Origin of the sequence: Streptomyces sp. NPDC049915 (assembly GCF_040656475.1) — a bacterium.
Taxonomy (GTDB): domain Bacteria; phylum Actinomycetota; class Actinomycetes; order Streptomycetales; family Streptomycetaceae; genus Streptomyces.
The window spans coordinates 1-26,607 of record NZ_JBFAMH010000031.1 but is presented as its reverse complement, the minus strand read 5'-3'; the positions used below and the strand labels follow the sequence as shown (position 1 = coordinate 26,607).

At 73.3% G+C, this 26,607-nt stretch carries 24 protein-coding genes; 10 read left to right on the top strand and 14 right to left on the bottom strand.

Translation table 11 applies throughout. The features are described from left to right. Nucleotides 1-11: 11 nt before the first annotated feature. Nucleotides 12-656, bottom strand: coding sequence for an HNH endonuclease family protein (locus AB0J12_RS34055; protein WP_363268508.1), 645 nt, complete (start codon nt 654-656; stop codon nt 12-14). 405 nt (nt 657-1,061) lie between these two features. On the opposite strand from AB0J12_RS34055, the gene AB0J12_RS34050 reads away from it, so the two are divergent. Together AB0J12_RS34050 and AB0J12_RS34045 are read left to right on the top strand one after the other, a co-directional pair. Beyond that, entirely contained in the window at nt 1,062-1,643 is a 582-nt protein-coding gene (locus tag AB0J12_RS34050; RefSeq protein ID WP_363268507.1) for a TMEM165/GDT1 family protein, read from the top strand. Between the two features lie 150 nt (nt 1,644-1,793). Then, the gene (locus AB0J12_RS34045; protein ID WP_363268506.1) at nt 1,794-2,459 is read left to right on the top strand and encodes an HAD family hydrolase; all 666 of its coding nucleotides are present in this window, start codon (nt 1,794-1,796) and stop codon (nt 2,457-2,459) included. Nucleotides 2,460-2,992: 533 nt separating this feature from the next. On the opposite strand, the gene AB0J12_RS34040 is transcribed toward AB0J12_RS34045, so the two are convergent. Beyond that, a complete protein-coding gene (locus AB0J12_RS34040; protein WP_363268505.1) occupies nt 2,993-3,781 on the bottom strand; it encodes a peptidoglycan-binding protein in 789 nt (262 codons plus the stop codon). A 428-nt stretch (nt 3,782-4,209) separates the two neighbouring features. Here AB0J12_RS34040 and AB0J12_RS34035 point away from each other — a divergent pair, with 428 nt between their 5' ends. After that, on the top strand, nt 4,210-6,249 hold the full coding sequence (locus AB0J12_RS34035; protein WP_363268504.1) for an MDR family MFS transporter: 2,040 nt from the start codon (nt 4,210-4,212) through the stop codon (nt 6,247-6,249). Between the two features lie 243 nt (nt 6,250-6,492). Here AB0J12_RS34035 and AB0J12_RS34030 read toward each other — a convergent pair whose 3' ends face one another. Then, nucleotides 6,493-6,984, bottom strand: coding sequence for a GNAT family N-acetyltransferase (locus AB0J12_RS34030; protein ID WP_363268502.1), 492 nt, complete (start codon nt 6,982-6,984; stop codon nt 6,493-6,495). 211 nt (nt 6,985-7,195) lie between these two features. On the opposite strand from AB0J12_RS34030, the gene AB0J12_RS34025 reads away from it, so the two are divergent. Both AB0J12_RS34025 and AB0J12_RS34020 read left to right on the top strand, forming a co-directional pair. Then, a complete protein-coding gene (locus AB0J12_RS34025; protein ID WP_363268501.1) occupies nt 7,196-7,882 on the top strand; it encodes a hypothetical protein in 687 nt (228 codons plus the stop codon). 5 nt (nt 7,883-7,887) lie between these two features. Then, nucleotides 7,888-8,508, top strand: a complete 621-nt coding sequence (locus AB0J12_RS34020; protein ID WP_363268500.1) for a hypothetical protein — start codon at nt 7,888-7,890, stop codon at nt 8,506-8,508. Between the two features lie 18 nt (nt 8,509-8,526). On the opposite strand, the gene AB0J12_RS34015 is transcribed toward AB0J12_RS34020, so the two are convergent. Next, nucleotides 8,527-8,964 carry a DUF1992 domain-containing protein gene (locus tag AB0J12_RS34015; protein ID WP_363268499.1) on the bottom strand — a complete coding sequence of 146 codons (438 nt, stop codon included), beginning with the start codon at nt 8,962-8,964 and terminating at the stop codon, nt 8,527-8,529. A gap of 99 nt (nt 8,965-9,063) precedes the next feature. Between AB0J12_RS34015 and AB0J12_RS34010 the strand changes: the two genes are divergently transcribed. Next, on the top strand, nt 9,064-9,456 hold the full coding sequence (locus AB0J12_RS34010; RefSeq protein ID WP_363268498.1) for a hypothetical protein: 393 nt from the start codon (nt 9,064-9,066) through the stop codon (nt 9,454-9,456). Nucleotides 9,457-9,490: 34 nt separating this feature from the next. Here AB0J12_RS34010 and AB0J12_RS34005 read toward each other — a convergent pair whose 3' ends face one another. From AB0J12_RS34005 to proP, 3 genes are all read right to left on the bottom strand, one after another. Next, complete coding sequence (locus tag AB0J12_RS34005; RefSeq protein WP_363268497.1) at nt 9,491-10,159, bottom strand: O-methyltransferase; 669 nt, start codon at nt 10,157-10,159, stop codon at nt 9,491-9,493. A gap of 46 nt (nt 10,160-10,205) precedes the next feature. Continuing rightward, on the bottom strand, nt 10,206-11,297 hold the full coding sequence (locus AB0J12_RS34000) for a DUF2330 domain-containing protein (protein ID WP_363268496.1): 1,092 nt from the start codon (nt 11,295-11,297) through the stop codon (nt 10,206-10,208). A 591-nt stretch (nt 11,298-11,888) separates the two neighbouring features. Further along, nucleotides 11,889-13,265, bottom strand: a complete 1,377-nt coding sequence (gene proP / locus AB0J12_RS33995; protein ID WP_363268494.1) for a glycine betaine/L-proline transporter ProP — start codon at nt 13,263-13,265, stop codon at nt 11,889-11,891. 323 nt (nt 13,266-13,588) lie between these two features. Here proP and AB0J12_RS33990 point away from each other — a divergent pair, with 323 nt between their 5' ends. Next, nucleotides 13,589-15,640 carry a bifunctional glycosyltransferase 87/phosphatase PAP2 family protein gene (locus AB0J12_RS33990; protein ID WP_363268493.1) on the top strand — a complete coding sequence of 684 codons (2,052 nt, stop codon included), beginning with the start codon at nt 13,589-13,591 and terminating at the stop codon, nt 15,638-15,640. A gap of 101 nt (nt 15,641-15,741) precedes the next feature. On the opposite strand, the gene AB0J12_RS33985 is transcribed toward AB0J12_RS33990, so the two are convergent. The 7 genes from AB0J12_RS33985 to AB0J12_RS33955 all read right to left on the bottom strand — a co-directional run bounded on the left by AB0J12_RS33985 (nt 15,742) and on the right by AB0J12_RS33955 (nt 22,967). Next, a complete protein-coding gene (locus AB0J12_RS33985) occupies nt 15,742-16,158 on the bottom strand; it encodes a lytic transglycosylase domain-containing protein (RefSeq protein WP_363268492.1) in 417 nt (138 codons plus the stop codon). Between the two features lie 364 nt (nt 16,159-16,522). Next, complete coding sequence (locus AB0J12_RS33980; RefSeq protein WP_363268491.1) at nt 16,523-17,365, bottom strand: ECF transporter S component; 843 nt, start codon at nt 17,363-17,365, stop codon at nt 16,523-16,525. After that, complete coding sequence (locus AB0J12_RS33975) at nt 17,362-19,065, bottom strand: ATP-binding cassette domain-containing protein (RefSeq protein ID WP_363268490.1); 1,704 nt, start codon at nt 19,063-19,065, stop codon at nt 17,362-17,364. Before AB0J12_RS33975 ends, AB0J12_RS33980 begins: the two co-directional genes overlap by 4 nt. After that, nucleotides 19,062-20,207, bottom strand: a complete 1,146-nt coding sequence (locus tag AB0J12_RS33970) for an energy-coupling factor transporter transmembrane component T (RefSeq protein ID WP_363268489.1) — start codon at nt 20,205-20,207, stop codon at nt 19,062-19,064. Before AB0J12_RS33970 ends, AB0J12_RS33975 begins: the two co-directional genes overlap by 4 nt. After that, complete coding sequence (locus AB0J12_RS33965; RefSeq protein ID WP_363268488.1) at nt 20,200-20,838, bottom strand: SCO2322 family protein; 639 nt, start codon at nt 20,836-20,838, stop codon at nt 20,200-20,202. The genes AB0J12_RS33970 and AB0J12_RS33965 overlap by 8 nt, the downstream gene beginning before the upstream one ends. Then, nucleotides 20,835-22,037 (bottom strand): prenyltransferase/squalene oxidase repeat-containing protein, encoded by a 1,203-nt coding sequence (locus AB0J12_RS33960; RefSeq protein WP_363268487.1) that lies wholly within the window; start codon nt 22,035-22,037, stop codon nt 20,835-20,837. The genes AB0J12_RS33965 and AB0J12_RS33960 overlap by 4 nt, the downstream gene beginning before the upstream one ends. Before the next feature lie 309 nt (nt 22,038-22,346). Further along, a complete protein-coding gene (locus AB0J12_RS33955) occupies nt 22,347-22,967 on the bottom strand; it encodes a TetR family transcriptional regulator (protein ID WP_363268485.1) in 621 nt (206 codons plus the stop codon). Nucleotides 22,968-23,173: 206 nt separating this feature from the next. Here AB0J12_RS33955 and AB0J12_RS33950 point away from each other — a divergent pair, with 206 nt between their 5' ends. From AB0J12_RS33950 to AB0J12_RS33940, 3 genes are read left to right on the top strand one after another with little or no spacing between them, the layout of a single operon-like run. Beyond that, nucleotides 23,174-24,559: a glycosyltransferase family 4 protein gene (locus tag AB0J12_RS33950; RefSeq protein ID WP_363268484.1), complete on the top strand. Its 1,386-nt coding sequence runs from the start codon at nt 23,174-23,176 to the stop codon at nt 24,557-24,559. After that, nucleotides 24,553-25,299, top strand: a complete 747-nt coding sequence (locus AB0J12_RS33945; RefSeq protein ID WP_363268483.1) for a class I SAM-dependent methyltransferase — start codon at nt 24,553-24,555, stop codon at nt 25,297-25,299. Before AB0J12_RS33950 ends, AB0J12_RS33945 begins: the two co-directional genes overlap by 7 nt. After that, on the top strand, nt 25,296-26,366 hold the full coding sequence (locus AB0J12_RS33940; protein ID WP_363268482.1) for a prenyltransferase/squalene oxidase repeat-containing protein: 1,071 nt from the start codon (nt 25,296-25,298) through the stop codon (nt 26,364-26,366). The genes AB0J12_RS33945 and AB0J12_RS33940 overlap by 4 nt, the downstream gene beginning before the upstream one ends. The last annotated feature ends 241 nt before the right edge of the window (nt 26,367-26,607 follow it).

Genomic DNA, 26,607 nt, shown 5'->3' with positions numbered 1-26,607 from the left:
GGCCGCCTGGCTCAGCAGCTCGCGAGGTAGTTCGTGAGCGCGTTCTTCTCGGCGGTGTCCACGGAGAGGTCGTAGTAGTACTTCACCTGCACCCAGGCGCGGACGTAGGTGCAGCGGTAGGCGGTGCGCGAGGGCATCCAGGTGGCCGGGTCCTGGTCGCCCTTGGCCTGGTTGACGCTGTCGGTGACGGCGATGAGCTGCGGACGGGTGAGGTCGTTGGCGAAGGCCTGGCGCTGCGCGGTGGTCCACTTGCTCGCGCCGGAGTCCCAGGCCTCGGCGAGCGGCACGAGGTGGTCGATGTCGAGGTCGGAGGCGGCACTCCAGGTGGCGCCGTCGTACGGGGAGTACCAGCTGCCGCTGGTGGCGGCGCAGGAGGAGTCGGTGACGACGTTCGTGCCGTCGCGCTTGAGGACGGTCTCGCGGGTGTTGCAGGTGCCGCTGATGGTGATCCAGTGCGGGAAGAGGTCGCGGCTGTAGCCGGTGCGGTCCTCGGTGGCGACCGTGAGCTGGGAGAGGTAGCTGCGGGCGGTGGCGCCGCTGACCGGGGTGGGGAGGGCGGCGGAGGCGGTGGGGGAGTTGAACAGGGCGGCGGAGGCTGTCAGCGCGGTGAGCGCGGAGAGTATGCTCAGCCGTCGACGCGCGTAGAATTTGGGCATGCGAACTCCCTTGTGGGGTGGGGGTGTTGGAGCGCGGGCGCGAGAATGCTCGCGGTGCCGTGTTGCGGGGAGATGTGCGCGCGGTGAGAGATTAGTGACGTGAACATGACACGACAAGGTTCACGGTCGGACTTTCCGCGCCGCGCGAGGTCGCGCGCTCTTCCCGTACCATGGGTGGCGCAGAAGGGGAGTAGCTCTTCGCCGGTGTCGTCGACATACTGCTCGGTTCAGTCCGGGCCGGCGCCCGGAGGCGGATCCCGCGAGGATTCCGCCAGCGAGACCTTCGGCAACGCAGTGCACGCCCGTGCCGTACGGCACGGGTGCTCGAGTGTGCTGCCGTGCCGAGGCGTCTTGCGCGTGACGTACCGCACTCTCGGCGGGGCAGCCCCGACCGATTGAGGGACCTTGATCAGCATCACCGTGACGGCGCTCGTCTTCGGCGTCATCTTCCTCGCCGAGCTGCCGGACAAGACCGCGCTCGCCGGCCTCGTCCTCGGCACGCGCTACCGGGCCTCGTACGTCTTCGCCGGTGTCGCCGCCGCCTTCGCGCTGCACGTCGCGCTCGCGGTCGCGGCCGGCAGCGTACTCACCCTGCTGCCGCAGCAGATCGTGCACGCGCTCACCGGCGTGCTCTTCCTGGGCGGCGCGGCCGTGCTGCTGCTGAAGAAGGGCGAGGACGAGGAGGAGGTCCGCCGGCCCGAGAACCAGACCTTCTGGAAGGTCGCCGGTGCGGGCTTCATGCTCATCCTCGTCGCCGAGTTCGGCGACCTGACGCAGATCATGACGGCGAACCTCGCTGCGCGCTACGACGATCCGCTGTCCGTCGGTCTCGGCGCGGTGCTGGGTCTGTGGGCCGTGGCCGGTCTCGGCATCGTGGGCGGAAAGGCCCTGATGAAGCGGGTGCCGCTGGCGCTGATCACCAAGATCGCGGCTCTGCTCATGCTGGCGCTCGGGTTGTGGAGCCTGTGGGAGGCGCTCGCCGGGTGAGTGCGGCGAACTTCGCGGGGGTGGTGGCGGGATGCCGGACTTGTTTTGTACCGTAGAGGAACAAAGTGGCTCCCGCCCGTTTTCCCTGACCGGCGGGCGGGACCACCTTGTCCCTCCGGGGCATGTTCGCTCACTTCCTGGGAGTCGCCGATGCCGGCCACCGTCCTCACCGCCCGCGCCCTGCTGCTCGACATGGACGGCACGCTCGTCAACTCCGACGCCGTCGTGGAACGCGTCTGGCGGCGCTGGGCCGAACGGCACGGGCTCGACGGCGACGAGGTGATGAAGGTCGTCCACGGACGGCAGGGACACGCGTCGATGGCGATCCTGCTGCCCGACCGGCCCATGGAGCAGAACCTCGCGGACAACGCGCGGATGCTCGCCGAGGAGACGGCGGACACGGAGGGCGTGGTGCCGGTGCCGGGGGCTCCGCAGTTCCTCGCCTCACTGGCCCGGCTCGGTGTGCCGCACGCCTTGGTGACGTCGGCCGACGTCGCGCTGTCCGGCGCGCGGATGGCGGCGGCGGGGCTGGCGCTGCCGGAGGTTCGGATCACGGCGGAGAGCGTGGGGGCGAGCAAGCCGGACCCCGAGGGCTTCCTGAAGGGCGCGGCGGAACTGGGCGTACCGGCCGCGGAGTGTGTGGTCTTCGAGGACTCCGGGGCGGGCATCGCGGCGGGGCGCTCCGCGGGGATGCGGGTGGTGGGCGTCGGCCCACGCGCCGCCGCGTACGGTCCTGACGCGTGGGTGCGGGACCTTGCGCAGCTGCGGGTCTCGGACGCGGGGTCGGGACTGGTCCGACTCCACGTCGAGCCGTAACGGCGGGCTGGGCTGCGCCGGGCGTTGCGGTGACCCCGGTGAGCTGCGTTTCGTGTTGCCCGGTGCTTTGGCCGGCCGGAGCTGGGATGAGTGGCCCGGCGTTGGCTTCGCACCCGGTGCGGTGGCCGGCCGGGGGTGGGTGCGCAGCCCGGCGCGACGGGGAGCCTCCCCCAAGCTCTTCGAGCAGGGGCCCCCAGCCCACCCGTGCCGCCCCAGCGGCACGACTGCCCGCAGCGCAGCCAGATGAAGGCGCGCGCCACGGCGTTGGTGCAGTCGCCGACGGCGGGGAGGGGACGGGGTGGGGGGTGTCCGCCCGCAGCGGCCGGCACCGGCACACGGTGAGGCCGTCGGAAACGGGCGGCCGGACCGAGGACGGACACCCCCCGCCCCGGCCCCGACTCACAACGCAACCGACGGCGCTACATCAGCCGACCACCGGACAGCAACGGGCCGCCGCAGGCATATAAGGGGCGCGGGGAACTGCGCGACCAGCCACAACGAAACCCGCACAGGCCGCCGCAGGCACCCGCGCCTCACGGAGTCTCCGTCTCCGACTCCAGCATCGCCCGCGTCCGCGCCCCGTACACCCCCAGCCCGTCGTCCGTGACGCCTCTCGCCCACTGGTAGTTGCGCAACGCGTCCTCGACCTGGGCGTTGAAGTTGCCGTTGGCGTCGCCGGTGTACAGGTGCAGCTGGCGAAGGCGCAGCTGGAGCTCCGTGACCTGCGGCCCCCGGTCACCGCGCCGCAGGACCTGTTCGCCGTCGCCCGGGGCGAACGAGGAGCTGCCGGAGGAGATCGTCGCCGTAGGAGTGGACACCGGCGTAGGCGTCGGGCTCGGCCTGGCGGCCGTGGACGCCGACGCCGAGGCCGACGCGGACGCGGACGGCGTAGGAGACGGACTCGCGCTCGTACGGGTCGGGCCGGGAGCAGGCGAGGACACCGGCGCGGAGGGCGACGGCGTAGGAGAGGCCGACCGCTCGGCCGTCGTCGTGACCGTGTCCGGCACCGCCGCACGGACGCCCTCCGGTGCGGCCCCCTCCCGGGACGGCGTGTCGTACGACAGCAGTCCACTGGCCAGCCCGGCCACCGCCACCACCCCCACGACGGCTCCGCCCGCGGCCAGCAGTACGGCGGTACGCCGGCGCCGGCGCGGTACCGCGGCCCGGCGCCCACCCCGACGGGAGTCGTCGTCACCGACGTGCCCCGGCTCCGCCGCCTCGAACAGCCGCAGATCCGTCACGCTGGGCGCCATGTCCGACGGCGCGAGAGGCGTGGGCAGAACAGTGGAGACCGGGACCGCGGCGTCTTCCGCAGCAGCCACCTCCAACGGCATGGTCTCCTCAGCCGCAGCGACCCCGTCTGCCCCCGCGCCCTGCGCCGCCGCCCCCTCCAGCTCCACATACGGCCTGATCCGCAGCGGATCGAAGTCCTCCGCCGCGGCCGCCGCGGCGCTGCGCGTGGCCCGCAGGGCGTCCGAAGCCCGCCGGGTGCAACCGCACGAAGGAGTGTTGTCGGCCGCCCGAGGCGCCCCGCACTCCGGACACGGATGCGCCCGCGCATGCGCTTCCGCCCCACCCCCGTGTTCGTCCACGTGTTCGCCCTTCCCCATAGGAACTCCAGAGATTATGCGGTTCCTCCACACGAGCGAAGGCGGCTCGCCCCGGAATAGTGGGCTCCAACAGGACTCAACAGGCCATAACCGGTCACACCGAACACGATGAATGTGTCACGAAACCCGGGGAGGTCTCCATGACCGTCGACGCGCAGGCCAGGACGGGAAGTGCGCAGCAGGAGCACGTGTCCGGCAACGTTCTCGTCTCCATCGGCGCTCTGCTGCTCGGCATGCTGCTCGCGGCCCTCGACCAGACCATCGTGTCGACCGCGCTGCCCACCATCGTCAGCGACCTCGGCGGCCTGGAGCACCTGTCGTGGGTGGTCACGGCGTACCTGCTGGCCTCCACCGCCGCGACCCCGCTGTGGGGCAAGCTCGGTGACCAGTACGGACGCAAGAAGCTCTTCCAGGCCGCGATCGTCATCTTCCTCGTCGGCTCCGCGCTGTGCGGAATGGCGCAGAACATGCCGCAGCTGATCGCCTACCGCGCCGTGCAGGGACTCGGCGGCGGCGGCCTGATCGTGCTGTCGATGGCGATCGTCGGAGACGTCGTCTCGCCCCGTGAACGCGGCCGCTACCAGGGGCTGTTCGGAGCCGTGTTCGGCGCGACGAGCGTGCTCGGGCCGCTGCTGGGCGGGCTGTTCACCGAACACCTCAGCTGGCGCTGGGTGTTCTACATCAACCTCCCCGTCGGCGCCGTCGCCCTCGCCGTGATCGCGACCGCGCTGCACATCCCGCGCCGCTCGACCCGGCACGTCATCGACTACCTCGGCACCGTCCTCATCGCGTCCGTCGCCACCTGCCTGATCCTGGTCGCCTCCCTCGGCGGTACGACGTGGGACTGGGGCTCGCCGCAGATCATCGGCCTCGTGGTGCTCGGCGTCGTACTGGCCGGTGTGTTCGTCGCGGTCGAACACCGGGCCGCCGAACCCGTCCTGCCGCTGAAGCTGTTCCGCATCCGCACCTTCACCCTCTCCGCGGTGATCAGCTTCATCGTCGGCTTCGCGATGTTCGGGGCGATGACCTATCTGCCGACGTTCCTGCAGGTCGTGCAGGGTGTGACCCCGACCCTGTCCGGGGTGCACATGCTGCCGATGGTGTTCGGCATGCTGCTGTCGTCGACCGTCTCCGGGCAGATCGTCAGCCGTACCGGCCGCTGGAAGGTGTTCCCGATCGCCGGCACCGGCGTCACCACGCTCGGGCTGCTGCTGCTCCACCGGCTCGACGAGCACAGCTCGACGGCCGAGATGAGCGGGTACTTCTTCGTGTTCGGCCTCGGACTCGGCCTGGTCATGCAGGTCCTCGTCCTCATCGTGCAGAACGCCGTCTCCTACGAGGACCTGGGCGTCGCCACCTCCGGCGCCACCTTCTTCCGCTCCATCGGGGCCTCCTTCGGTGTCGCCATCTTCGGCACGGTCTTCGCCAGCCGCCTCAGCGACAAACTCGCCGACGCCTTCCGGGGCGTACGGCTGCCGGGCGGGGCCTCCGCGGACGCGCTGAAGGCCGACCCGCGCGGCATCGGCGCCCTGCCGCCCGCGCTGCGGCCGGCGGCGCTGCACGCGTACGCCTCCGCCATCACGGACGTCTTCCTGTACGCCGCGCCGGTCGCCCTCCTGGGCTTCCTGCTGGCGTGGCTGCTGAAGGAGGACCGGCTGCGCGCCTCCGTCACGGCGCCGGACGTCACCGAGACCCTCGCCAGCAACCCCGTCGAGCGTTCCTCGTACGACGAGGTGTGCCGGGCGCTGTCCGCGCTGGGCACCCGGGAGGGGCGGCGCGAGGTCTACCGGAAGATCACCGAACGGGCCGGCTACGACCTGCTGCCGGCCGCGAGCTGGCTGCTGCTGCGGACCAAGCGGTACGGGCGGGTGGAGCCGGCCGTGCTGGCCGAGCGCAGCCCTGTGCCGCTGCAGGTGATCATCGAGGCCGCCCGGCAGATCGAGGGGCGGCAGCTGGCCCGCCGGGAGGGCATCGACCTGGTGCTGACCGAGGCCGGCGGCGAGGTCGCCGCACGGCTCGCGCAGGCGCGTGAGGAGTCGTTGGCGCAGCTGCTCGGCGACTGGTGGGGCCCGGACCGCCCCACCGACCTGACCCACCTGGTCAAACTCCTCAACGAGGAACTCTGCGGCTCCACCCGCGAACAGCCGCGCACCACGGGCCGAGCCGCAACCCCCGGCTGACCCCACCGGCCCAGGGCCGGTACCCGGCCCGGGCGTCTCGCACGGGTCGGCAGATCTGCCAGCCCCCGGACGGGACCCTGCGCCGCCCGGTGGCGACCCGGCCTCGGGGCGGGACCCTGCGCCGCCCGGTGGCGACCCGGCCTCGGGGCGGGACCCCGCGCCGCCCGGTGGCGACCCGGCCCCGGGGCGGGGACCCCGCGCCGCCCGGTGGCGACCCCGCCCCCGGACGGGACCCGCATGCGCTCAGCCGAGCTTCTTGCGGAACCAGTGTTCGGCGTACGGGTCGTCGTTGTGGCGGTCGGTTTCCGTGTAGCCGAGGCGGGCGTACAGGGTGCGGGCCTCCACCAGGTCGCTGCGGGTGTCCAGGATCAGCTCGGCGGCGCCCAGGGCCCGCGCGGCGTCCTCGGCGGCGGCCACCAGCCGGCCCGCTCCGCCCCGGCCGCGCATCCCGGGCAGCAGGAACACCCGCTTCAGTTCGGCCGTCGCCGCGTCCAGCAGCCGTACGCCCGCGCTGCCGGCCGGCTCACCGCCGTACCGCGCGATCAGCAACTGCCCGCGCGGCGGCGCGAGGTCGGAGCCGTCGGCCGCGGCGATCTCCCGTTCCAGCTCGTCCGGGTCGGTGCGGCGCCCCTCGTGCAGCAGGTACCAGCGGTCGCTGACCTCCGTGTAGTACGCCCGCCACAGGGCGCGGGCGTCCGGGGAGTCGTACGGCTCGGGGGCGACGGTCCAGGTCATGGCCGTCATTGTGGGAAGGCGACCCGGGTCCGCCGCAACCCAATAAGCGAACCGACAAGCGAACCGACAAGCGAACCGACAAGCGAACCGATCGGCGCACCGGTCGGCGCACCCGGTGCACGGGCCGTTTGCCGGGCCGGGCGCGGGCAACCCGATGAGGGAAACCGGTCGGACGGGCCGGTCAGAATCGGAATGCACCCGGAAGGCATTCATGTCCACAGGCGTGCTCATCGCTGTGATCGTCATCGTGGCGGCCGTCGTCCTTGTCGCGGCGGCCCTGACCCTGCGCGCCCGCGGTGCGGGCGGCGGCCGGAGTCTGAAGCGGCGCTTCGGACCCGAGTACGACCGTGCCGTCGCCCGGCACGACGGAGACGTCAAGGCCGCCGAGCGGGACCTCGCCCGGCGCGTCGAGAAGCATGGAGGGCTGCGCGAGCAGCCGTTGGAGCCGGCCCGGCGCGAGGAGTACGAGGCTCGCTGGACGGCGCTGCAGGAACACTTCGTCGACGCGCCGCGCGAGGCGGTCGCCGAGGCGGACCGGCTGCTGGCCGAGGTGGCCGGCGCCCGCGGTTACCCCGACGGCGGGCAGTACGAGGAGCAGCTCGAAGCGCTCTCCGTGCACCACGCCGGCCGTGTGGAGGGCTACCGGCACATGCACCGCGCCGCCCGCGCGCCGCTGGCCGCGGACGGCGAGGGGCCCGGCACGGAGGAGCTGCGCGAGGCACTCGTCGAGGCGCGCGAGCTGTTCACGGAACTCATCGCCCCGGCGCCCCAGGACAGCGGGCGGCACCGCGCGGACCGCGCCGAGAAGGACGGGCGCGAACAGGTCGCCGCGCCCCGGTCCACCCATCGCACCCATCAGCCGTGGGGGCTGACCCGCGGCCACGCCAAGGGGAGTTGACCGCCATGACCGATGACAGCCGTCAAGGCATGCGCCACGCCCCGGTGACGGAGGAACGCGCGCCCGTGGCACCCGCCGGGCGCGCCGAAGGCCACACCGTGGCGCCCCCGGGGCAGGGACACACCGTGCCCGGCCTGGGCGACAGGTCCGTGACCGGCCCGGGCCCCGATCGGTCGCCCCTGCCCGGCGACCCGGACGCGCGCGGCGAAAGCGCCACCGGCACGACACGCGGCACCGGCACGACCGCCACGGGCGGCACGGCGACGGCCGGCACCACACCGACCGGCACCACGCCGAGCGGCACTGCGGCGACCGCGGCCGACAGCTCCAGTGGCGGCCCCCTCATGCCGCACGACGAGGTGGACGCGTTCCATCAGAGGCTCTCGCACGCGCTGGCCGGCTTCGTCGACGCACCGCGTGACGCGGTGGAGGAGGCCGACCACCTGCTGCAGGAGATCGCCGCGCACGTCACCGACGCCGTCTCCCGGCGCCGCCGTACCCTGCGGATGTCCTGGCAGGGCGGCGAGGCCGGCGAGGACAAGCCCGCCACCAGCACGGACACCGAGCAGCTGCGGCTGGCCCTGCGCGACTACCGCGAGCTGTCCCGCCGCCTGCTGCACCTCTGACGCAGTCCACCGGCCCCCTCAGGGGGCCGGCCGGTTCACCGGACCGCCGCCCGCGGCCGTCCGCCGCTCACGCCACTGCCGTACGACCTCCTCGACGTCGTACGGCTTGCGGCCCAGCGGCGGGCCGGGCGGCGGTTTGAACATCATGTCGCGGACCTTGACGTTGATCTCGGTGATGATCCGCCGCACCAGCTGCTCCGACGGCGCCGCGTACGCCGCCGCGAGCGCGTCGTCGGCCTCCTTGCGCAGCGCCAGCGCGGGCGGCAGGACGGACAGACCCTCGCGGTGCAACTTGCGCTTGACCCACCACAGTTCGTCGTACGTCGACTCGATCTCGGGCGGCAGGGGCTCGCCCGCGCCGGTCAGGCGGTCGAAGTCACCGCGGGCCTGCGCATCGCGGATCTGCTTGTCGACCCAGGACTCGAACGGCACCCCGGGTGGCTTTCGCTCGGTCATGTACCCATTGTGCCGGACGGGGCCCCGCCGGCCGATCTATCATGCGGCGGCGGTGGACCAACCGGGCCGCCGCACCACGACGTCGCACAGGGAGCGCACGTGCTCGAACTCACCATGGCCTCCGTCTCCGGGGCAGACGAGGGTGCCACGGCCGGGATGACCATGGCCGACGCCCCCAGTGACCCGGGCGCCGTGCTGAGGGTCGGGCGCGACGCCGCAACCTGCCGGCTCGTCACGCCCGAGGACTGGCTGTTCGTCTCCCGCGTCCACCTGGAGTTCCTCTGCGGTCCGGACGGCGGCTGGCAGCTGACCTGGCTGCGCGGCTCGCAGCCGGACCCGTCCTCCGAGGTGCGGATGATCGTCGGCGAGTACGCCCAGCCCCTGGTCTACGGCGGCACGGTCGCGCTGCCCCGGGGCGGCTCCGGCGAGATCGTCATCCAGGACCGCACGGGCCCGCGCAGCGTGAACGTCGGCTTCTACCACGAACTCTGAGCTCCGCCGGGGGCCGGCACAGCGCCCGCGGGTCTCACAGGACCCGGGCGAGCGCGAAGCCGTCGTAGCCCTTGCTGCCGACCGTCTGGATCGCGGTGCCGCTGAGCCGGGGGTGGGAGCCGATCAGTTCGATGGCTGTGCGGGTGCCGCGGACGTCGGGGTCCTCGCTGCCGGCGTCGGCGACGCGGCCGCCACGGACCACGTTGTCGACGACGATCAGGCTGCCTGCGCTGGTGAGCCGCAGCGCCCACTCCACGTAGTGGGCGTTGCTGGCCTTGTCGGCGTCGATGAAGACCAGGTCGAAGGGCGGCGGGTTCTCGTCGGCGAGCTGCGGCAGCGACTCCAGGGCCGGGCCGACGCGCACCTCGACGAGTTTGTCCAGGCCCGCCCGGGCGATGTTGCGGGTGGCGATCTCGGCGTGCTTCGGGCTGTACTCCAGCGAGATCAGCCGGCCGTCGGCGGGCAGCGCCCGGGCCAGCCAGATCGTGCTGTAGCCGGCCAGGGTGCCGATCTCCAGGACGTTGCGGGCGCCCTGGATCTGGGCGAGGAGCTGGAGGAACTTGCCCTGGGTCGGGGTGACGTTGATCCGCGGCAGCTGCGCGGCCTCGCTGTCGCGCAGCGCGGCCAGCAGCGCCTCGTCGTCCAGCGCGAGGTGGGTGGAGAAGTAGTCGTCGACGTCGTCCCAGAGCTGCGACCCGCTCATGCGTCTGCACCTTCCATGCGAATCCCGCGTCCCACGGCACAGCATTTCAGAGGTTGGGCACGGGTGCCCGGGAGGTGCGGCGTGTGGCGCGTACGGTCCACACGGCGATCACGGCCGCCAGCGCCACCAGGCCGCCGCCGGTGGCCACCAGCCACGCCGGCAGCCCGGCGATCTCGCGCAGCCGGTAGCTGTAGACGACCTCGCGGTACGTACGGTCGGTCGCGGCGCGCCGCAGCTCATGGTCGCCGTCGATGCGGGACGGCACCGGAAACTCCTGGTCGAGGGCCGTCAGGTACTCGGTGCCGTGGCTGATCTCGGCCAGCGGGCCCCAGGGGTCCCTGACGCGCCCGGCGAAGGTGACCTTCGGCCGGTCGCCGCCGATGGACGTGCGCGGCTCCATGCGGTGGGCGGCGAGCAGGTACAGGCCGAGCGACTGCGGGTTGGCGGCCAGGCGGGACAGCCGCATCGGGTAGACCGGTGCGTCGGCGGCGAAGGTGAGGTGCAGTGGGTCGAGGGCGCCGTACAGGGGGGTGTGGCCGCTCTGCGGGGCGAGGCGGATCGCCACGTACTCCCAGTGGCGGTCGACGTACGGCTGGAGTGCCTGCGGGAGGCGGGCGGGCAGGGCGAAGCCGTTGCGGTGCAGCCAGTCGCTCAGCGCGGCCGGGTCGTCGGCGGTGAGGCGGGCCACGTCGAACGGGCCGAGCCGCTGGCGGCTGACGACGCCGACACCGGCGCCGGCCGACGGCGGGGCCGCCGCGGAGGCGCCGTCGTCCCCCGAGGCGAACGGCCAGTCGCCGGAGCGGGGCCAGAAGTAGTACCGCGTGCGGTGCTCCGGGGCGGTCTGCTCCCGCAGCTGCTCGAAAAGACGGGGGTCGCCGAGGCGGACGGTGGCGCGGTGCGGGACGGGCATGATCCAGGCGGCGCGGTCGGCGGTGCCGGCGACGGTCAGGCTCATCACGATCTGCTCCTGGCGGCCGTCCCACCGCACGACGGACACCTCGCGGTCCACTCTGACCTGCTGCTGCCCGCTGGGGATCATCGCCCCACAGCCACAGGCATACGCCGGCGCGGCGAGCCAGGCGAGCTGGATGCCGAGCAGCGCGAGAACGAGGGTGAGGATACGAGGTGTTGTGCGCACGCCACGTAAGGACGACCCCCCGGAGCCAACGGTTCCGCCAGCGGGAGTGCTGTGACCGGCCGGAGTTGGGGTGAGTGGCCCGGCGTTGGCTTCGCACCCGGTGCTGCGGCTGGCCGGGGGTGGGGTGCGCAGCCCGGCGCGACGGGGTGCCTCCCCCAAGCTCTTCGAGCAGGGGGCCCCCAGCCCACCCGTGCCGCCCCAGCGGCACGACTGCCCGCAGCTGTGTCGGCAGGGCGATCGCCCGGCGCCACGGTGACCGCCGTGGGAGGCAGTGCCCGCAGCTGAGCGGGTCGAGGCGCGCGCCACGGCGTTGGTGCGCCCGCGTACGGCGGGGAGGGGACGGGGCGGGGGGTGTCCGCCCGCAGCGGCCGGCACCGGGCAAGGGTGCGCTCGTCGGGGACGGGTGGCCGGACCGAGGACGGACACCCCCCGCCCCGGCCCCGACTCACCCACCGGCACAGCGCGCGACACCAGCCACCCACGCACCGCAACGGGCCGCCGCAGGCATATAAGGGGCGCGGGGAACTGCGCGACCAGCCACAACGCACCCGCAGACAAACGACGACCCCGCCCCCAGACCGCCGGACGGCGTCACGCCGCCCGCGACACCGCCGGCGCAGACCCCGGCAGCGGACGCCCCGCCGACTCCGCCATGTACCAGACGGCCACGCCACCCACGACCGCCGCCGCCATCATGTAATACGCGGGCATCATCATGTTCCCGGTCGCCCCGATCAGCGCCGTGACCACCAGCGGCGTAGTCCCCCCGAACAGCGACACGGAGACGTTGAAGCCCACGGACAGCGACCCGTACCGCACCCGCGTCGGGAACAGCGCCGGCAGCGCGGAGGGCATCGCGGCGGTGAAGCACACCAGCAGCAGCCCCAGCGCCCCCATGCCCAGCGCGACAGCGACCAGGCTGCCCTGCCGGATCAGCAGCAGCGCCGGGACGGACAGCAGCAGGAAGCCCACGCACCCCGCCGCGATCACCGGACGACGGCCGACCCGGTCGGTCAGCGCACCCGCGAACGGCTGGACGATCATCATCAGGGCCATCACACCGAGCACCACGAGCAGCCCGTGCGTCTCGTCGTACTTCAGCTCACTCGTCAGATAGCTCGGCATGTACGACAGCAGCATGTAGTCGGTGACGTTGAAGACGAGCACCAGGCCCATGCACAGCAGCAGCGCCTTCCACTGCCCGGTGATCATCTCCCGCAGCGGCACCTTCGGGCGCGCCGACTCCGCCTTCTCCATCTCCGCCGCGAACGCCGGGGTCTCCTCCAGCTTCATCCGCAGATACAGGCCGATGATTCCCATCGGGCCCGCGATCAGGAACGGGATGCGCCAGCCCCACGAGGTCAGCTCGTCCGTGGACAGCAGCGCCGTCATCAGCGTGACCAGCCCCGCACCGCCGATGTAGCCGGCCAGCGTGCCGAACTCCAGCCAGCTCCCCAGAAAACCGCGCCGCTTGTCGGGGGCGTACTCGGCGATGAACGTGGACGCACCGGCGTACTCGCCGCCGGTGGAGAAGCCCTGCACCAGCCGCGCGGCGAGCAGCAGCAGCGGCGCGCCGACGCCGATCGAGGCGTACGACGGGATCAGTCCGATCGCGAACGTGCCCGCCGCCATCATGATCATGGTCACCGCGAGTACCTTCTGGCGGCCGACGCGGTCGCCGAGCGGTCCGAAGACCATGCCGCCGAGCGGCCGGACCAGGAAGGCCGCGGCGAAGGCGCCGAAGGTGGACAGCAGCTGGGCGGTCGGGTTGCCCGAGGGGAAGAAGACCTTGCCGAGGGTGACTGCGATGTAGCTGTAGACACCGAAGTCGAACCACTCCATGGCGTTGCCCAGCGCCGCCGCCTTGACCGCGCGCTTGACGAGCGCCGGGTCGGTGACGGTGACGTCCGGGGTCTTCTTGAGGGTGATGGGCCTGACGGGATGAGCGGCTGCGGTCGTTGCCGACAAAACTTCGCTCGCCTGCCTTTCGACGGGGACAAGGACAGGGCCCACGCGACGGCGCTGACGGCGGACCGAAAACCGACCATAGGCGCCGTTGGTCCCGTTACGGGGCGTACGCACCTCGTTGCATGATGCAGCTAAACGTCGGTTGTCCAGGGGCATCTGCCCGTTCCGGCCGCGAGCACCCGCCGTCCTGGTGTGACCCTTCTCGCGCCGCGCGCAGGCGTTCACAAGCCGGACGGTCTATCGTCTTCGGGACAAAGTCGGGCGGTCTATCACTTCCATCACCAACAGGACAGTGGGCGTCAGGGCGGGAGGACCGACCAGGCGTGGCGAATGCTGAGCACAGCGGGCAACCGGCGGCAGCCGTCGCAGCGACGGCCGCACGCGCGGCACAGGCGCGCCTGTGCGCCCTCACGCTGGGGCTGTGGCTGATCGTGGCCGCCCTCGCCGCTCGCGAGGCCGCCGCGGTGCTGTCCAGCCCGCGCGGGGAGCGGCTGACCGACCTGGAGACCTGGGTCGGCCCGCACGGCGTGCTGCACGTCAACGGCTCCCTGTACGACTCCGCGCGCTTCACCGGTACCCCTTTCGGGGGGCTCGTCCTCAAGCCGCTGACCCGGGCGGCCGAGCAGGCCCTCGGCTGGGGGTGGACCCTCTCCACCCTGCTGCTGGTCGCAGCCCTCGGCGTCGTCGCCGCGCGCGCCCTGCCCCAGCCCGCCGGCAGACGTACCTCCCTGCCGGCCGCGCCCGTCGCGATCGGCCTGCTCATGCTGTCGCTGCCGGTGCGCACCGCCCTGTGGCGGGGCCAGGCCAGCATCCTGCCGGTGCTGCTGGTCGTGCTCGGCTGCTTCGTCGTGCGCGGGCAGCGGGTGAGCGGCGTACTGATCGGCGTGGCCGCCGCCCTGCAGCCCACGCTGCTGCTGTTCGCTCCGCTGCTGTGGTGCACCGGCCGCCGCCGGGCCGCCCTGTCCGCCGGTGTCACCTTCGCCGCCTGCACCGCGCTGGCCTGGGCGGTGATGGCGCACGACTCCGCCACCTACTGGGTGCACCACATGGCCGGCGCGGGCCTCGGCGGGCGTGCCGACGCCCTCGGCAACCAGTCCCTGCACGGCACCCTGCTCCGCTTCGGCCTCACCGGCCCGCTGGAGATCGCCCTGTTCCTCGCCCTGGGCGCGGTCGTCGCCGTCCTCGGCGTACGCCGCGCCGTGCGCTACGCCCGCGACGGGCAGCTCCTCCTCGCGGTCGCCGTGACCGGCTGCGCCGCCCTCGCCGTATCGCCCACCGCCTGGCAGCACCAGCTGCTGTGGGTGCTGTTCACCGTCGTCGGACGGGTCGGCAGGCGGGCCGCCGACCGATATGTGTGGCCGGTCGCGGTCGTGCTGGTGATGAGCCTGCCGGCCCGGATGCTGCTGCCGGACAAGCTGCTGTTCCAGCCGCTGCTGGCGAACCTCGTCCTGCTCGCCGCCCTCGCCGCGGCCGCCGCCGTGCCCTTCCTGGTCCGCTCCTCGGCGTCCTTCGACAGCCCCCTGCCCACCCGGTACGCCGCCCCCGCCCCCCGCTTCCGGCACCTCCCGCGGCTGCCCGCCCTGCGCCGCGTCCTCAGCCGCCCGAACCTGCTGTTCGAGCTGCTGCTGATCCGCCTCACCTACTGGGCGTACGCGCAGATCAGGCTCGCCGCGACCGGCGGCACCAACAGCGGCGGCCGGGTCCTGGCCGAGCGGCACGGCCACCAGATCCACCACCTCGAGGCGTTCCTGCGCCTCGACATCGAGCACTGGGTCAACCACACCGTCGTCTCGGCCGGCCGGCTGGAGAGGTTCCTCAGCTTCTACTACGAGTCGTTCCACTTCGGCATCCCGCTGGCGATCCTCGGCGTGCTGTACTGGCGCCGCCCGCTCGACTACCGCTGGGCCCGCTCCGCGCTCGGCTCCGCCACCGTGCTCGCGCTCGCCGGCTTCTGGCTCTACCCGCTCGCGCCGCCGCGCCTGATGCCCGGCCTCGGCATCGTCGACACCGTCAACGGCCCGCAGGACTTCGCCAAGCCGGACTACGGCACGCTCACCGAGCTGACCAACCAGTACGCGGCGATGCCCTCGCTGCACTTCGGCTGGGCCCTGTGGTGCGGCCTGGTGATCGTGATGCTGGCGCCACGGGGGTGGATGAAGGCGCTCGGCCTGCTGCATCCGCTGCTCACCGTCTGCGCGATCGTCGCGACCGGCAACCACTGGGTGCTGGACGCGGTCGGCGGCGCGGCCGTGGTCGGCGCCGGCTTCGGGCTGACGTACCTGCTTCAGGGCCCCCGCACCACGGTGGTCAGGGCCCCGGCCGTGCGGGTCGGCAACCTGCCGAAGGAGGCGGAGAGGGACCGGGCTCCGAGCTGATCCGGAACCGGCCCGGGTATGGCGAAGGCGGCGGCCCAGGGGATCGGGGGCCGCCGCCTTCGCGTCTGCCGGGGTACGGAGGTGTGTCCGTACCGGCGCCATCAGTACCAGTTGTGGGCCTGCCAGAAGTTCCAGGCACCGCACGGGCTGCCGTAGCGCTCGTTCATGTAGTTCATGCCCCACTTGATCTGGGTCGCGGGGTTGGTCTTCCAGTCGGAGCCGGCCGAGGCCATCTTGGAGCCCGGCAGGGCCTGGACCAGGCCGTAGGCGCCGCTGGAGGAGTTGGTGGCGTTCGGGTTCCAGCCGCTCTCGCGCTCGACGATCTTCGAGAAGCACTGGTACTGCTCCGAGCTGCCGATCATCTTCTTCGCGACCGCCTGGGCCGAGGAGGCCTGCGCCGTCGCGGCCTGGGCGGGCGCGGCGGCGAGCAGGGAACCGCACGCGGCAGCGGCCACGGCGGCACCGGCGAGGGCCTTCTTGGGGGCGGAGACGCGACGGAAGAGGGAAACGGCGGACACGGGGAGCCTTTCGTCGGGGACAGTGGCGTCGCCGGCACACCGTTGAGCACGTGATGCGTGGAGCCGCCTGAGTGCGGCCGTGGCATGCGGAGGCGCCGCGGCCCTGTGGGCACGTCGGCGCCGTGCGACGTCGTCCAGAGAACCAGGCCCGACAGGCGTCCGCAATGCCCCCTTTTACTAGTTGTGGTCGCATCGAGAAGAACGGCCAAGTGTGTGACCCGGCTCTCAACGCCCAGGTCAGCGCCCATGACGACGCGTCCATGACACGTAGATGGATCTACGGCCCCGCGTCGTAGGTGACCTGGGTCATGTGGGGTGCTTCACCGCCGCGACCCCCGCACGCTCACCGTCGGCGTACGGCCTCTCACGCGTCGGCCGGATCGAACGTGACCGGCGTCTCGAACGCCGCCCGCCGCGTGGCCCGGCGCAGCGCCCTGAGGATCGCCGGGCCGAGGGTCAGGGTGAGGGCGACCGTGACGAGCGCCCGGCCCAGGTCCCAGCCGAGCGAGGTGGCGAGGCAGTACGCGACGAAGCGGGCCAGGTTGGCGCCGGGATCGGCGTCCGGGTCGAAGGCGATGTCCGAGGCATTGCCGCCCATGAAGGGCCAGCCCGCGAGGTTCATGACCGTGCCGTAGGCGAAGGCCGCCAGGAAGCCGTACCCGGCGAGCAGGACGAGTTCGGCGCGGCCGCGCAGCCGGCCGGGGCCGGGCAGCAGGCCCGCGCCCATCGTGAACCAGCCCATCGACAGCATCTGGAACGGCAGCCACGGGCCGACCCCGCCCGTCAGCAGCGCGGAGGCGAACATCGTCACCGCGCCCAGCACGAACCCGAAACCGGGACCGAGGACCCGGCCGCTGAGCACCATCAGGAAGAACATCGGCTCGATACCGGCCGTGCCCGCGCCGACGGGCCGCAGCGCGGCGCCGGTCGCCGCGAGCACCCCCAGCATCGCGACCGCCTTCGGGCCGAGCCCGGACTCGGCGATCGTCGCCGCGGCCACCGCCACCAGCAGCACGAGCAGACCCGCGAACAGCCACGGGGCGTCCTCGGCGTGCGCGAGCACCTGGGAGCCGGGCGGGGCGAGGAACGGCCACAGCAGCGCGGCCACCCCGACCGCGCCGACCAGCACGAGCGCGGCGACCGAGCGGGGGCCGAGGCGGACGGCGCGTATCCGCGCGGGGCGGGCGGCGCCGGGGGAGCGGCTCATGCGAGGGCCTTTCGCACCTGCGCGACCGTCAGCCACTGCTGCGGCGCGAGGATCTTCGTCACCTGCGGGGCGAAGGACGGGGAGGACACCACGACGTCCGCCGTGGGACCGTCGGCGATCACCTCGCCCTCGGCGAGCAGGACCACCCGGTGGGCCAGCTCGGCGGCCAGCTCCACGTCGTGCGTGGCCAGTACCACCGCGTGCCCGGCGGCCGTCAGCTCGCGCAGGACGGTGACCAGGCGGGACTTCGCCGCGTAGTCCAGGCCGCGGGTCGGCTCGTCCAGCAGGACCAGGGGCGGCCGGGCGGTGAGCACGACGGCCAACGCCAGCGCGAGACGCTGGCCCTCGGACAGGTCCCGGGGGTGGGTGCCGTCCGTCACGCCGGGCAGCAGCTCGCGGACCAGGGCACGGCAGGCCCCGGGCTCGGCGCCCGCGTCCTCGTCGGCGGCCGCGCACTCGGCGGCGACCGTGTCGGCGTACAGCAGGTCGCGCGCCTCCTGCGGGACCAGGCCGACCCGGCGCACCAGCTCGCGCGGCGGCGCACCGTAGGGGGCGGTGCCGCCGGTCAGCACGGTGCCCGACGTCGGCCGGACCAGCCCGACGAGGGTGTTGAGCAGCGTCGACTTCCCGGCGCCGTTGCGTCCCATCAGCGCGACGGTCTCACCGGGGGAGACGGTCAGGTCGACACGGCGCAGCGCCTGCACCCGGCCCCGCCGCACGGCGAGCGCCCGCAGCTCGGCGGCGTACGCCTCCGGCGCCCGGCCGTCGGCGGGGCGCCGGCCCAGCAGCCGGGCCAGGCGGGAGGGGGCCGGCCGCGGGGCCGGAAGAGCGGAGGCCGAAGTCGCCGGGAGCGTGGCGGCCGGAGCCTTCGGGGCGGTGTCCCGTCGCGCCAGCCGTTCGCGCAGGTCGTCCGCCCGGCGTCGGGCGTCGCGGACCGTCAGCGGCAGCGGGTACCAGCCCGCGAGCCGGCCCAGGTCGACGACCGGCGGGTACACCGGCGACACGGCCATGACGTCGGCCGGGGCGCCGACCACGGGTACCTCGCCGGGGCCGGGCAGCAGGGCGACGCGGTCGGCGTACTGGACGACGCGTTCCAGCCGGTGTTCCGCCATGAGCACCGTCGTACCGAGGTCGTGGACCAGGCGCTGGACGACGGCGAGGACCTCTTCGGCGGCGGCCGGGTCCAGCGCGGAGGTCGGCTCGTCGAGGACGAGGACCCGCGGGTGCGGGGTGAGCACCGAGCCGATCGCTACCCGCTGCTGCTGGCCGCCGGAGAGCGTGGCGATCGGCCGGTCGCGCAGATCGGCGAGGCCGAGCAGGTCCAGCGTCTCCTCCACGCGGCGCCGCATGACCTGCGGGGACAGCCCCAGGGACTCCATGCCGTAGGCGAGTTCGTCCTCGACGGTGTCGGTGACGAAGTGGGCGAGCGGGTCCTGGCCCACCGTGCCGACGACGTCGGCGAGTTCGCGCGGTTTGTGGGTGCGGGTGTCACGGCCGGCGACCGTGACGCGGCCGCGCAGGGTGCCGCCCGTGAAGTGCGGGACGAGCCCGCTCACCGCGCCCAGGATCGTCGACTTGCCGACGCCGGAGGGGCCGACGAGCAGCACGAGTTCCCCTTCGGGCACCTCGAAGTCGACGCCCCGGACGGTGGGTTCGCTCGCACCGTCGTAGGTCACGGAGACGTTCTCGAAGCGGATCACGACGACTCCTCGGGCTGCTTGTCGGGGGAGGGCTCCTCGCGGGTCGGCACCGCGGGCGACGGCACCTCGGGGGACGGTTCCTTCGGCGAGGGCGCCACGAACGCCGGCAGCAGGCCGAGCAGCACGGCCGCCGCCGGCCACAGCGGCAACTCGGGCGCGGTGAGCGGGACCACGCCGGGGTTCAGGGCGGGGGAGCCGGCGAGGACCAGCATCGAGGCCACGGCGATGCCGCTCGCGGCGACCGACAAGGCGCGGGCATCCCAGGGGTCGGGGCGGTAACGGGTGCGCGGCGTGCGGCGTCCGCCGAGCCACAGGCCGGCCAGCGCGGCGGCGACCCCGCCCAGCAGCACCGGCAGGCCGTAGCGGCCGCCGTCGGCGGTGAACAGCCCGTACGTGCCGGCGCACACGCCGAGCAGCCCGCCGAGCGTGAGCGCGGCCGTCGTACGCCGCACCGGCGCGGGCACGTCGGCGCCGCGGCCGTAACCGCGGGCGTCCATCGCGGCGGCCAGCGCCACGGACCGCTCCAGCGCGCCCTCCAGCACCGGCAGGGCCACCTGGAGCAGTCCCCGCAGTCCGCGGTCCGGGCGGCCCCGCAGCCGGCGGGCGGCCCGCAGCCGCTGCGCGTCGGCGATCAGATGCGGGGCGAAGGTCAGCGCGACGACGACGGCGACACCCGTCTCGTACAGCGCGCCCGGCAGGGACTTCAGCAGCCGGTGCGGATTGGCGAGCGCGTTCGCGGCGCCGACGCAGATCAGCAGCGCGGCCAGCCGCAGCCCGTCGTACAGCGCGAACAGCAGGCCCTCGGCGGTGACCCGGCCACCGAGCCGGATGCCCTGCGCCCAGTGGGGCAGCGGCACTTCGGGCAGGGTGACGACGACATGCGTGCCGGGGATCGGGGAGCCGAGGACGACCGCGAAGAAGAGGCGGACGACCAGCACGGCCAGGGCCAGCTTCAGGAACGCGGAGTAGGAGCGGGCCCAGGGCGCGTCGGGGCGGCAGGTCGTCACGACGTAGGCGGAGACCGCCACGAGCAGCGCGAGCAGCAGGGGGTTGGTGGTGCGGGTGGCGGCGGTGCCGAGGCCGAGGGCCCACAGCCACCAGGCGCCGGGGTGCACGGTGGCGGGGCCACGGTGACTACGCACGCCGCCGCCGCGCCTGCCACACCGCCGCGGCACCCAGGACGACGACGGCCGCGCCGCCCGCGATCAGGCCGACCGACGGACCGCTGTCATCGTTCTTCGTCTTCGGGGCTGCCTGCGGGGTGCCCGTGGCCTTGCCGGAGACCTGCTCCCCGCAGCCGTGCCGCGGATACCCGGCGATCGCGCACAGCAGGGCGTTGGTGTCGTAGCGCAGCGGCTTCGCGACGGTGGCCAGCGCCTCGGCCGTCGTCGCGTCCCGCGGGAGGCGGGCGCAGGCCGTGCGGGCGGCCGGCGGTGTCTCGCCGGAGGGGGCGTCGGCGGCCGTACCGAAGTCGATGACCAGCGCCACCCGCTTCGTGCCGTCCTGTCGCGGGGTGTGCGCGCAGATCGCCGCGAAGTCGGCGGTGCCGCGCGGCTGTGCGGCGTCGCCGGAGTCCTCGCTCACCGCGAACCGGAAGCCCTGCACGGCACCGTCGCCCGGGCGGGCCGTCGACGGCCCCTGCGTGGCATACGTCCATGCCGAGCCGTCGCGCTCCCAGAACGACCAGTACCGGTAGCCGACGGCGCGCGCCTGGCCCGCCGCCACCAGCGGCAGCAGCAGGGCCAGGCACAGCAGGGCGACGCGGCGGATCACTTGGTGCGGCCCTTGCGGCCGCTGATCAGGAAACCGGCGCCGATACCGGCGACCAGGCAGACGCCGACGAACCACCACACGCCGAAGGGCGAGTCGTCGTCCTTCTTCTCGTCCTTCTCGGCGTCCTTCGTCTCGGCCGCCTGCGGGGCCGGACCGGTCGCGTTCAGTCCGGCGACGAGGTCCTGGCCGCCGAAGTGGCGCGGGTCGGCGCCCGCGGTGTGCGCGGCGAAGATGAGCTGGGCGTAGGCGGCGGGGCCGCTCTGCTCGGCCCAGCCCGCGCTGTTCTTCTCCAGCCACGCCAGCGGCTTCGCGGCCTGCGCGGCACCGCCCTGCGCGGCGAGCGCGACCACGGCGTCGGCCGTGTTGCCGTAGTCGGGCTGGGGGGTGGCGCCCGGCATGGCGGAGGTCAGGTGGCCGTCCTTGGCCATCGTCTTCGCCAGGTAGGCGGCCCCGTTGGCGGCGGCCTGCGCCGGGGTGCGGGCGTCCTTGCACACCGCTGCGGCCTGCGCGCCCGCGCCGGTCACCAGACCCTTGCCCAGCAGCCCGACGACACCGGCCGCGGTCGCGTCCGCGTTGGCGGCGAGCTTGCCGGACTTGTCGGGCTGGAAGGCGAAGGCGCCGCCCTGCGCGCACGGCAGGGCGAGCTTCAGCAGGGCGTCGGCGGGCGACTTGCCGTCCTTGGTGACGGCGGCGGGCTTCTCCCCGGCCGCGGCGAGCGCGCCGACGACGACGGAGGTGGAGTTGGCGTCGCTGGCACCGCCGGCGACGTAGCCCCAGCCGCCGTCCTTGTTCTGCACGGACTTCAGCCAGGTGACCGCCTTGGTGACGACGGCGCCGTGGCCGCCGAGCGCGGTGAGCGCCTGCACGGCGGCGGCGGTCTGGTTAGTGTCGGTCATCGTCTTCGCGTCGCACGGCTTGGCCGGCTCCGCCCGGAACGGGGCGAACGCACCGCTCGCGCACTGCTGTCCGGTCAGCCAGTCCACGGCCTTGTCCGCGGGCTTCACGCCGGCCGTGTGCTGGGCGAGCAGGGCGAGCGACTGCCGCCATACACCGTCGTACGTCGGGTCGGCGGTGCCGTACAGCCCGGAGGGCAGCGCCTGCGACGGGGTCGGGGCGGGCGACGCGGCCATGGCGGGCGCGGCGGCGCCGCCGAGCACGGCGACGGCGGCAACGACCGCTGCGCTGCGACGAATGTTCATGATCGGCGGGTGCCTCTCCCTGTACCGGGAGCCGGGCAGCACGGGAGGACCCCGGGCGGCACGGCTCCGTAGACCTCGACGGTGCGTGAGCCGGTCACGTCCGTACCGGGCGATCCGGCTCGCCGCCCTGAAAGCGGCTCACGGATTGGGGTCTCCCCTGCTCGAGCGCAGTCGGGAGCTGGGGGAAGGGTCAGCGCCGGATGTGCACCGGCTTCCCCCTGTACGGGTGTGATGACGACGCCGCCACTTTACCGGGCCGTAGGAAAGGGCCGGAGGGGCGGTTGCGCCTCGGCGCCGGGGGAGCCCCCCTCACCGCTCCTCCTCGTCCTCCGTCAGGTCGATCAGCCGGCACACCGTCTCGATGTCGACCTTGACCTGGGCGATGGAGGCGCGGCCCGAGAGCCAGCTGATCAGGGCCGCGTGCCAGGTGTGTTCGATGACGCGGACCGCCGAGAGCTGGGCCGGGGTGGGGTCGTCCCGGCCCATCGCGTCCAGGATGATCGCCGTCGTCTGGCGGGAGACCTGGTCGACCTCGGGGGAGACGCTGCGATCGGCGAAGGTCAGGGCGCGGACCATCGCGTCCGCCAGATGCGGCTCGCGCTGCAGACCGCGGAAGGCGCGCATCAGGGTCTCCGCCACCCGCTCCGCCGCCGTCTCGCCGGCCGGCGGCTTCCTGCGGAGCGTGCCGTGCATGTGCTCCAACTGGTCCTGCATGGTCGCCACCAGCAGATGGATCTTGGACGGGAAATAGCGGTACAGCGTGCCCAGCGCCACCTGCGAGGCCTCCGCGACCTCCCGCATCTGCACCGCGTCGAAGCCGCCCCGGCCCGCCAACTGCGCGCTCGCGCGCAGGATGCGGCGGCGCCGCTCCTCCTGCCGCTCCGTGAGGGGCGAGGTGTCGGAGCGCGAGGTGCTGGCGTGCGCGGGCATGGGGCCGTCCGTGACAGTCGGTGAGGGCGTGCGTTCGGTCAGCATGGCAGCCGTGCGCCCGTGGTGTGAATCACCTGATCCACTGCTCACAGCGTCGCTACCTGCCGGTAGATTCAGAGCCTCCTGAGCGATCAAGTCTGAAACTTGTTCTAGATTAGCGTCCCGGCGTAATCTCGCGGGACGGAGCAGGCAGAGAGGGGCCCGGAGTGACCGCTGAGGCCAGTCGGACGGGGTCCCGTGAGGGCCTCGCCGCGGACGGCGGGCGACCGCTCGACATCGCGCTCCTGACCTACAAAGGGAACCCGTTCTGCGGCGGCCAGGGCGTCTACGTCCGCCACCTGTCCCGCGAGCTGGCCCGCCTCGGCCACCGCGTGGAGGTCATCGGCTCCCAGCCCTACCCCGTCCTCGACGAGGGTGAGGACTACGCCGGCCGGCTCTGCCTCACCGAGCTGCCCAGCCTCGACCTCTACCGCCAGCCCGACCCCTTCCGCACCCCGAAGAGGGACGAGTACCGGGACTGGATCGACGCCCTCGAGGTCGGCACCATGTGGACCGGCGGCTTCCCCGAGCCGCTGACGTTCTCCCTGCGCGCCCGCCGCCACCTGCGCGCCCGGCGCGGCGAGTTCGACGTCGTCCACGACAACCAGACTCTCGGCTATGGCCTGTTGGGTGAAGTCGGCGCACCGCTGGTGACGACCATCCACCACCCCATCACCGTCGACCGGCAGTTGGAGCTGGACGCCGCCGAGACCTGGCAGCGTCGGCTCTCGGTGCGCCGCTGGTACGCCTTCACGCGCATGCAGAAGCGCGTCGCCCGCCGCCTGCCGTCCGTGCTCACCGTCTCCGGCACCTCCCGCCAGGAGATCGTCGACCACCTCGGCGTACGCCCCGGCCGTATCCACGTCGTCCACATCGGCGCCGACACCGACCTGTTCTCGCCCGACGCGTCCGTGCGCAAGGTGCCCGGCCGGATCGTCACCACCTCCAGCGCGGACGTCCCGCTCAAGGGCCTGGTCTTCCTCGTCGAGGCGCTGGCCAAGGTCCGCACCGAGCACAGCGACGCCCACCTCGTCGTCGTCGGCAAGCGGCCCACCGAGGGCCCGGTCGCGCAGGCCATCGAGCGCTACGGCCTCGAGGGCGCCGTCGACTTCGTCAAGGGCATCTCCGACGCCGAACTCGTCGACCTGGTCCGCTCGGCCGAGGTCGCGTGCGTGCCGTCGCTGTACGAGGGCTTCTCGCTGCCGGCCGCCGAGGCCATGGCCACCGGCACCCCGCTGGTCGCCACGACCGGCGGCGCGATCCCCGAGGTCGCCGGCCGGGACGGCGAGACCTGCCTCGCGGTGCCGCCCGGCGACGCGGGCGCGCTGGCCGCCGCACTGGGCCGGCTGCTGGGCGACCCGGAGCTGCGGACCCGCCTGGGGCAGGCCGGCCGTGAGCGCGTGCTGCGCCACTTCACCTGGGCGCGGGCCGCCGAGGGGACCGTGGCCCGCTACCGCGAGGCGATCGACGCCTCCCCGGGCCACCGGCCGGGCCGTACCGCGACCGCAACTGTCTACTCCGAAAGCCACTCCGAAAGCAGGGCCACGTGCTGACCGTCGACTTCTCCCGGTTCCCGCTCGCCCCGGGCGACCGTGTCCTGGACCTCGGCTGCGGAGCCGGCCGGCACGCCTTCGAGTGCTACCGGCGCGGCGCCCAGGTCGTGGCCCTCGACCAGAACGGCGAGGAGATCCGCGAGGTCGCCAAGTGGTTCGCGGCGATGAAGGAGGCCGGCGAGGCACCCGAGGGCGCGACCGCCACCGCCATGGAGGGCGACGCCCTCGCCCTGCCGTTCCCGGACGACTCCTTCGACGTCGTCATCATCTCCGAGGTGATGGAGCACATCCCCGACGACAAGGGCGTACTGGCGGAGATGGTCCGGGTGCTCAGGCCCGGCGGGCGCATCGCCATCACGGTGCCGCGCTACGGCCCCGAGAAGGTCTGCTGGACGCTGTCCGACGCCTACCACGAGGTCGAGGGCGGCCACATCCGCATCTACAAGGCCGACGAACTGCTCGGCAAGGTCCGCGAGGCCGGCCTCAAGCCCTACGGCACCCACCACGCGCACGCGCTGCACTCGCCGTACTGGTGGCTCAAGTGCGCCTTCGGCGTGGACAACGACAAGGCGCTGCCGGTGCGCGCCTACCACAAGCTGCTGGTCTGGGACATCATGAAGAAGCCGCTGGCCACGCGGGTCGCCGAGCAGGCGCTGAACCCGCTGATCGGCAAGAGCTTCGTGGTCTACGCGACCAAGCCGCACCTGCCGGCCGTGTCCGCCGAGGCGGACGCCACGTGACCACTCCCCGGACGGAACACCTCGTCCTGCCCGGGGTCCTCACCGCCGAGCAGGCCGCCGCCACCGTGCGCGGCATCCTCGCCGTGCAGCGTGAGGACGGGGCGATCCCGTGGTTCCGGGGTCACCACCTCGACCCGTGGGACCACACCGAGGCCGCCATGGCGCTCGACGCCGCCGGTGAGCACGCCGCCGCGGAACGGGCCTACGACTGGCTCGCCCGCCACCAGAACGACGACGGCTCCTGGTACGCCGCCTACGCCGACGGCGCCCACGACGACGTCACCGACACCGGCCGCGAGACCAACTTCGTCGCCTATGCGGCCGTCGGGGTGTGGCACCACTATCTGTCCACGGGCGACGACACGTTCCTGGACCGCATGTGGCCGACCGTGTACGCGGCCGTCGAGTTCGTGCTGCGCCTGCAGCAGAGCGGCGGGCAGATCGGCTGGCGGCGCGAGGACGACGGCACGGCCACGGCGGACGCCCTGCTCACCGGGTCCTGCTCCATCCACCACGCGCTGCGCTGCGCGCTCGCGATCGCCGAACAGCGCGAAGAGCCACAGCCGGACTGGGAGTTGGCGGCGGGCACGCTGCGGCACGCGATACGCCGGCACCCGGAGCGGTTCCTCGACAAGGGCCGCTACTCCATGGACTGGTACTACCCGGTGCTGGGCGGTGCGCTGACCGGCGCGGAGGCCAAGTCCCGTATCGAGGAACGCTGGGACGACTTCGTGGTGCCCGGCCTCGGCGTGCGCTGTGTGATCCCCAACCCGTGGGTGACCGGCGGTGAGTCCGCAGAACTCGCCCTGGCGCTGTGGGCGACGGGCGAGTCCGACCGGGCCCTGGAGATCCTCCAGTCCATCCAGCATCTGCGCGACCCCGCCACCGGGTTGTACTGGACGGGCTACGTCTTCGAGGACCAGGCGATCTGGCCGCGAGAGCTGACCACATGGACGGCCGGGTCGCTGCTCCTCGCCGTCGCGGCGCTCGGGGGACATGAGGCGACGTGCGCGGTGTTCGGTGGGGAACTGCTGCCGACGGGCCTGGAGACGGACTGCTGCGCGTGAGCTGACGCGACCGGAAACGACGCGGCCCGCCCGCCCGCACGGTGACGTGGGGCGAACGGGCCGCGATTGCTTCCGCCCCCGCGCGTCGGCTAGGCCCTGTCGTTTGGATCATCCCGGTGTCGCGGGGTCTGGTACGCACATCTGCGGCGTTGTCGTCGGTTGCCAACTCCCCCGAGCTCTTCGAGCAGGGGGGACCCCCACCGCGTTGGCGCCCTCCTCCGCCTTGCAGCTGCACGCACCA

What these genes read in the sequence shown, in the direction of transcription:
- AB0J12_RS33955 (WP_363268485.1), bottom strand. Translation starts at nt 22,967, where the DNA reads ATGCCCGCGCACGCCAGCACCTCGCGCTCCGACACCTCGCCCCTCACG.
- AB0J12_RS34025 (WP_363268501.1), top strand. Translation starts at nt 7,196, where the DNA reads ATGTCCACAGGCGTGCTCATCGCTGTGATCGTCATCGTGGCGGCCGTC.
- AB0J12_RS34020 (WP_363268500.1), top strand. Translation starts at nt 7,888, where the DNA reads ATGACCGATGACAGCCGTCAAGGCATGCGCCACGCCCCGGTGACGGAG.
- AB0J12_RS34015 (WP_363268499.1), bottom strand. Translation starts at nt 8,964, where the DNA reads ATGACCGAGCGAAAGCCACCCGGGGTGCCGTTCGAGTCCTGGGTCGAC.
- AB0J12_RS34005 (WP_363268497.1), bottom strand. Translation starts at nt 10,159, where the DNA reads ATGAGCGGGTCGCAGCTCTGGGACGACGTCGACGACTACTTCTCCACC.
- AB0J12_RS34030 (WP_363268502.1), bottom strand. Translation starts at nt 6,984, where the DNA reads ATGACCTGGACCGTCGCCCCCGAGCCGTACGACTCCCCGGACGCCCGC.
- AB0J12_RS33960 (WP_363268487.1), bottom strand. Translation starts at nt 22,037, where the DNA reads ATGAACATTCGTCGCAGCGCAGCGGTCGTTGCCGCCGTCGCCGTGCTC.
- AB0J12_RS34055 (WP_363268508.1), bottom strand. Translation starts at nt 656, where the DNA reads ATGCCCAAATTCTACGCGCGTCGACGGCTGAGCATACTCTCCGCGCTC.
- AB0J12_RS34035 (WP_363268504.1), top strand. Translation starts at nt 4,210, where the DNA reads ATGACCGTCGACGCGCAGGCCAGGACGGGAAGTGCGCAGCAGGAGCAC.
- AB0J12_RS33980 (WP_363268491.1), bottom strand. Translation starts at nt 17,365, where the DNA reads ATGAGCCGCTCCCCCGGCGCCGCCCGCCCCGCGCGGATACGCGCCGTC.
- AB0J12_RS34045 (WP_363268506.1), top strand. Translation starts at nt 1,794, where the DNA reads ATGCCGGCCACCGTCCTCACCGCCCGCGCCCTGCTGCTCGACATGGAC.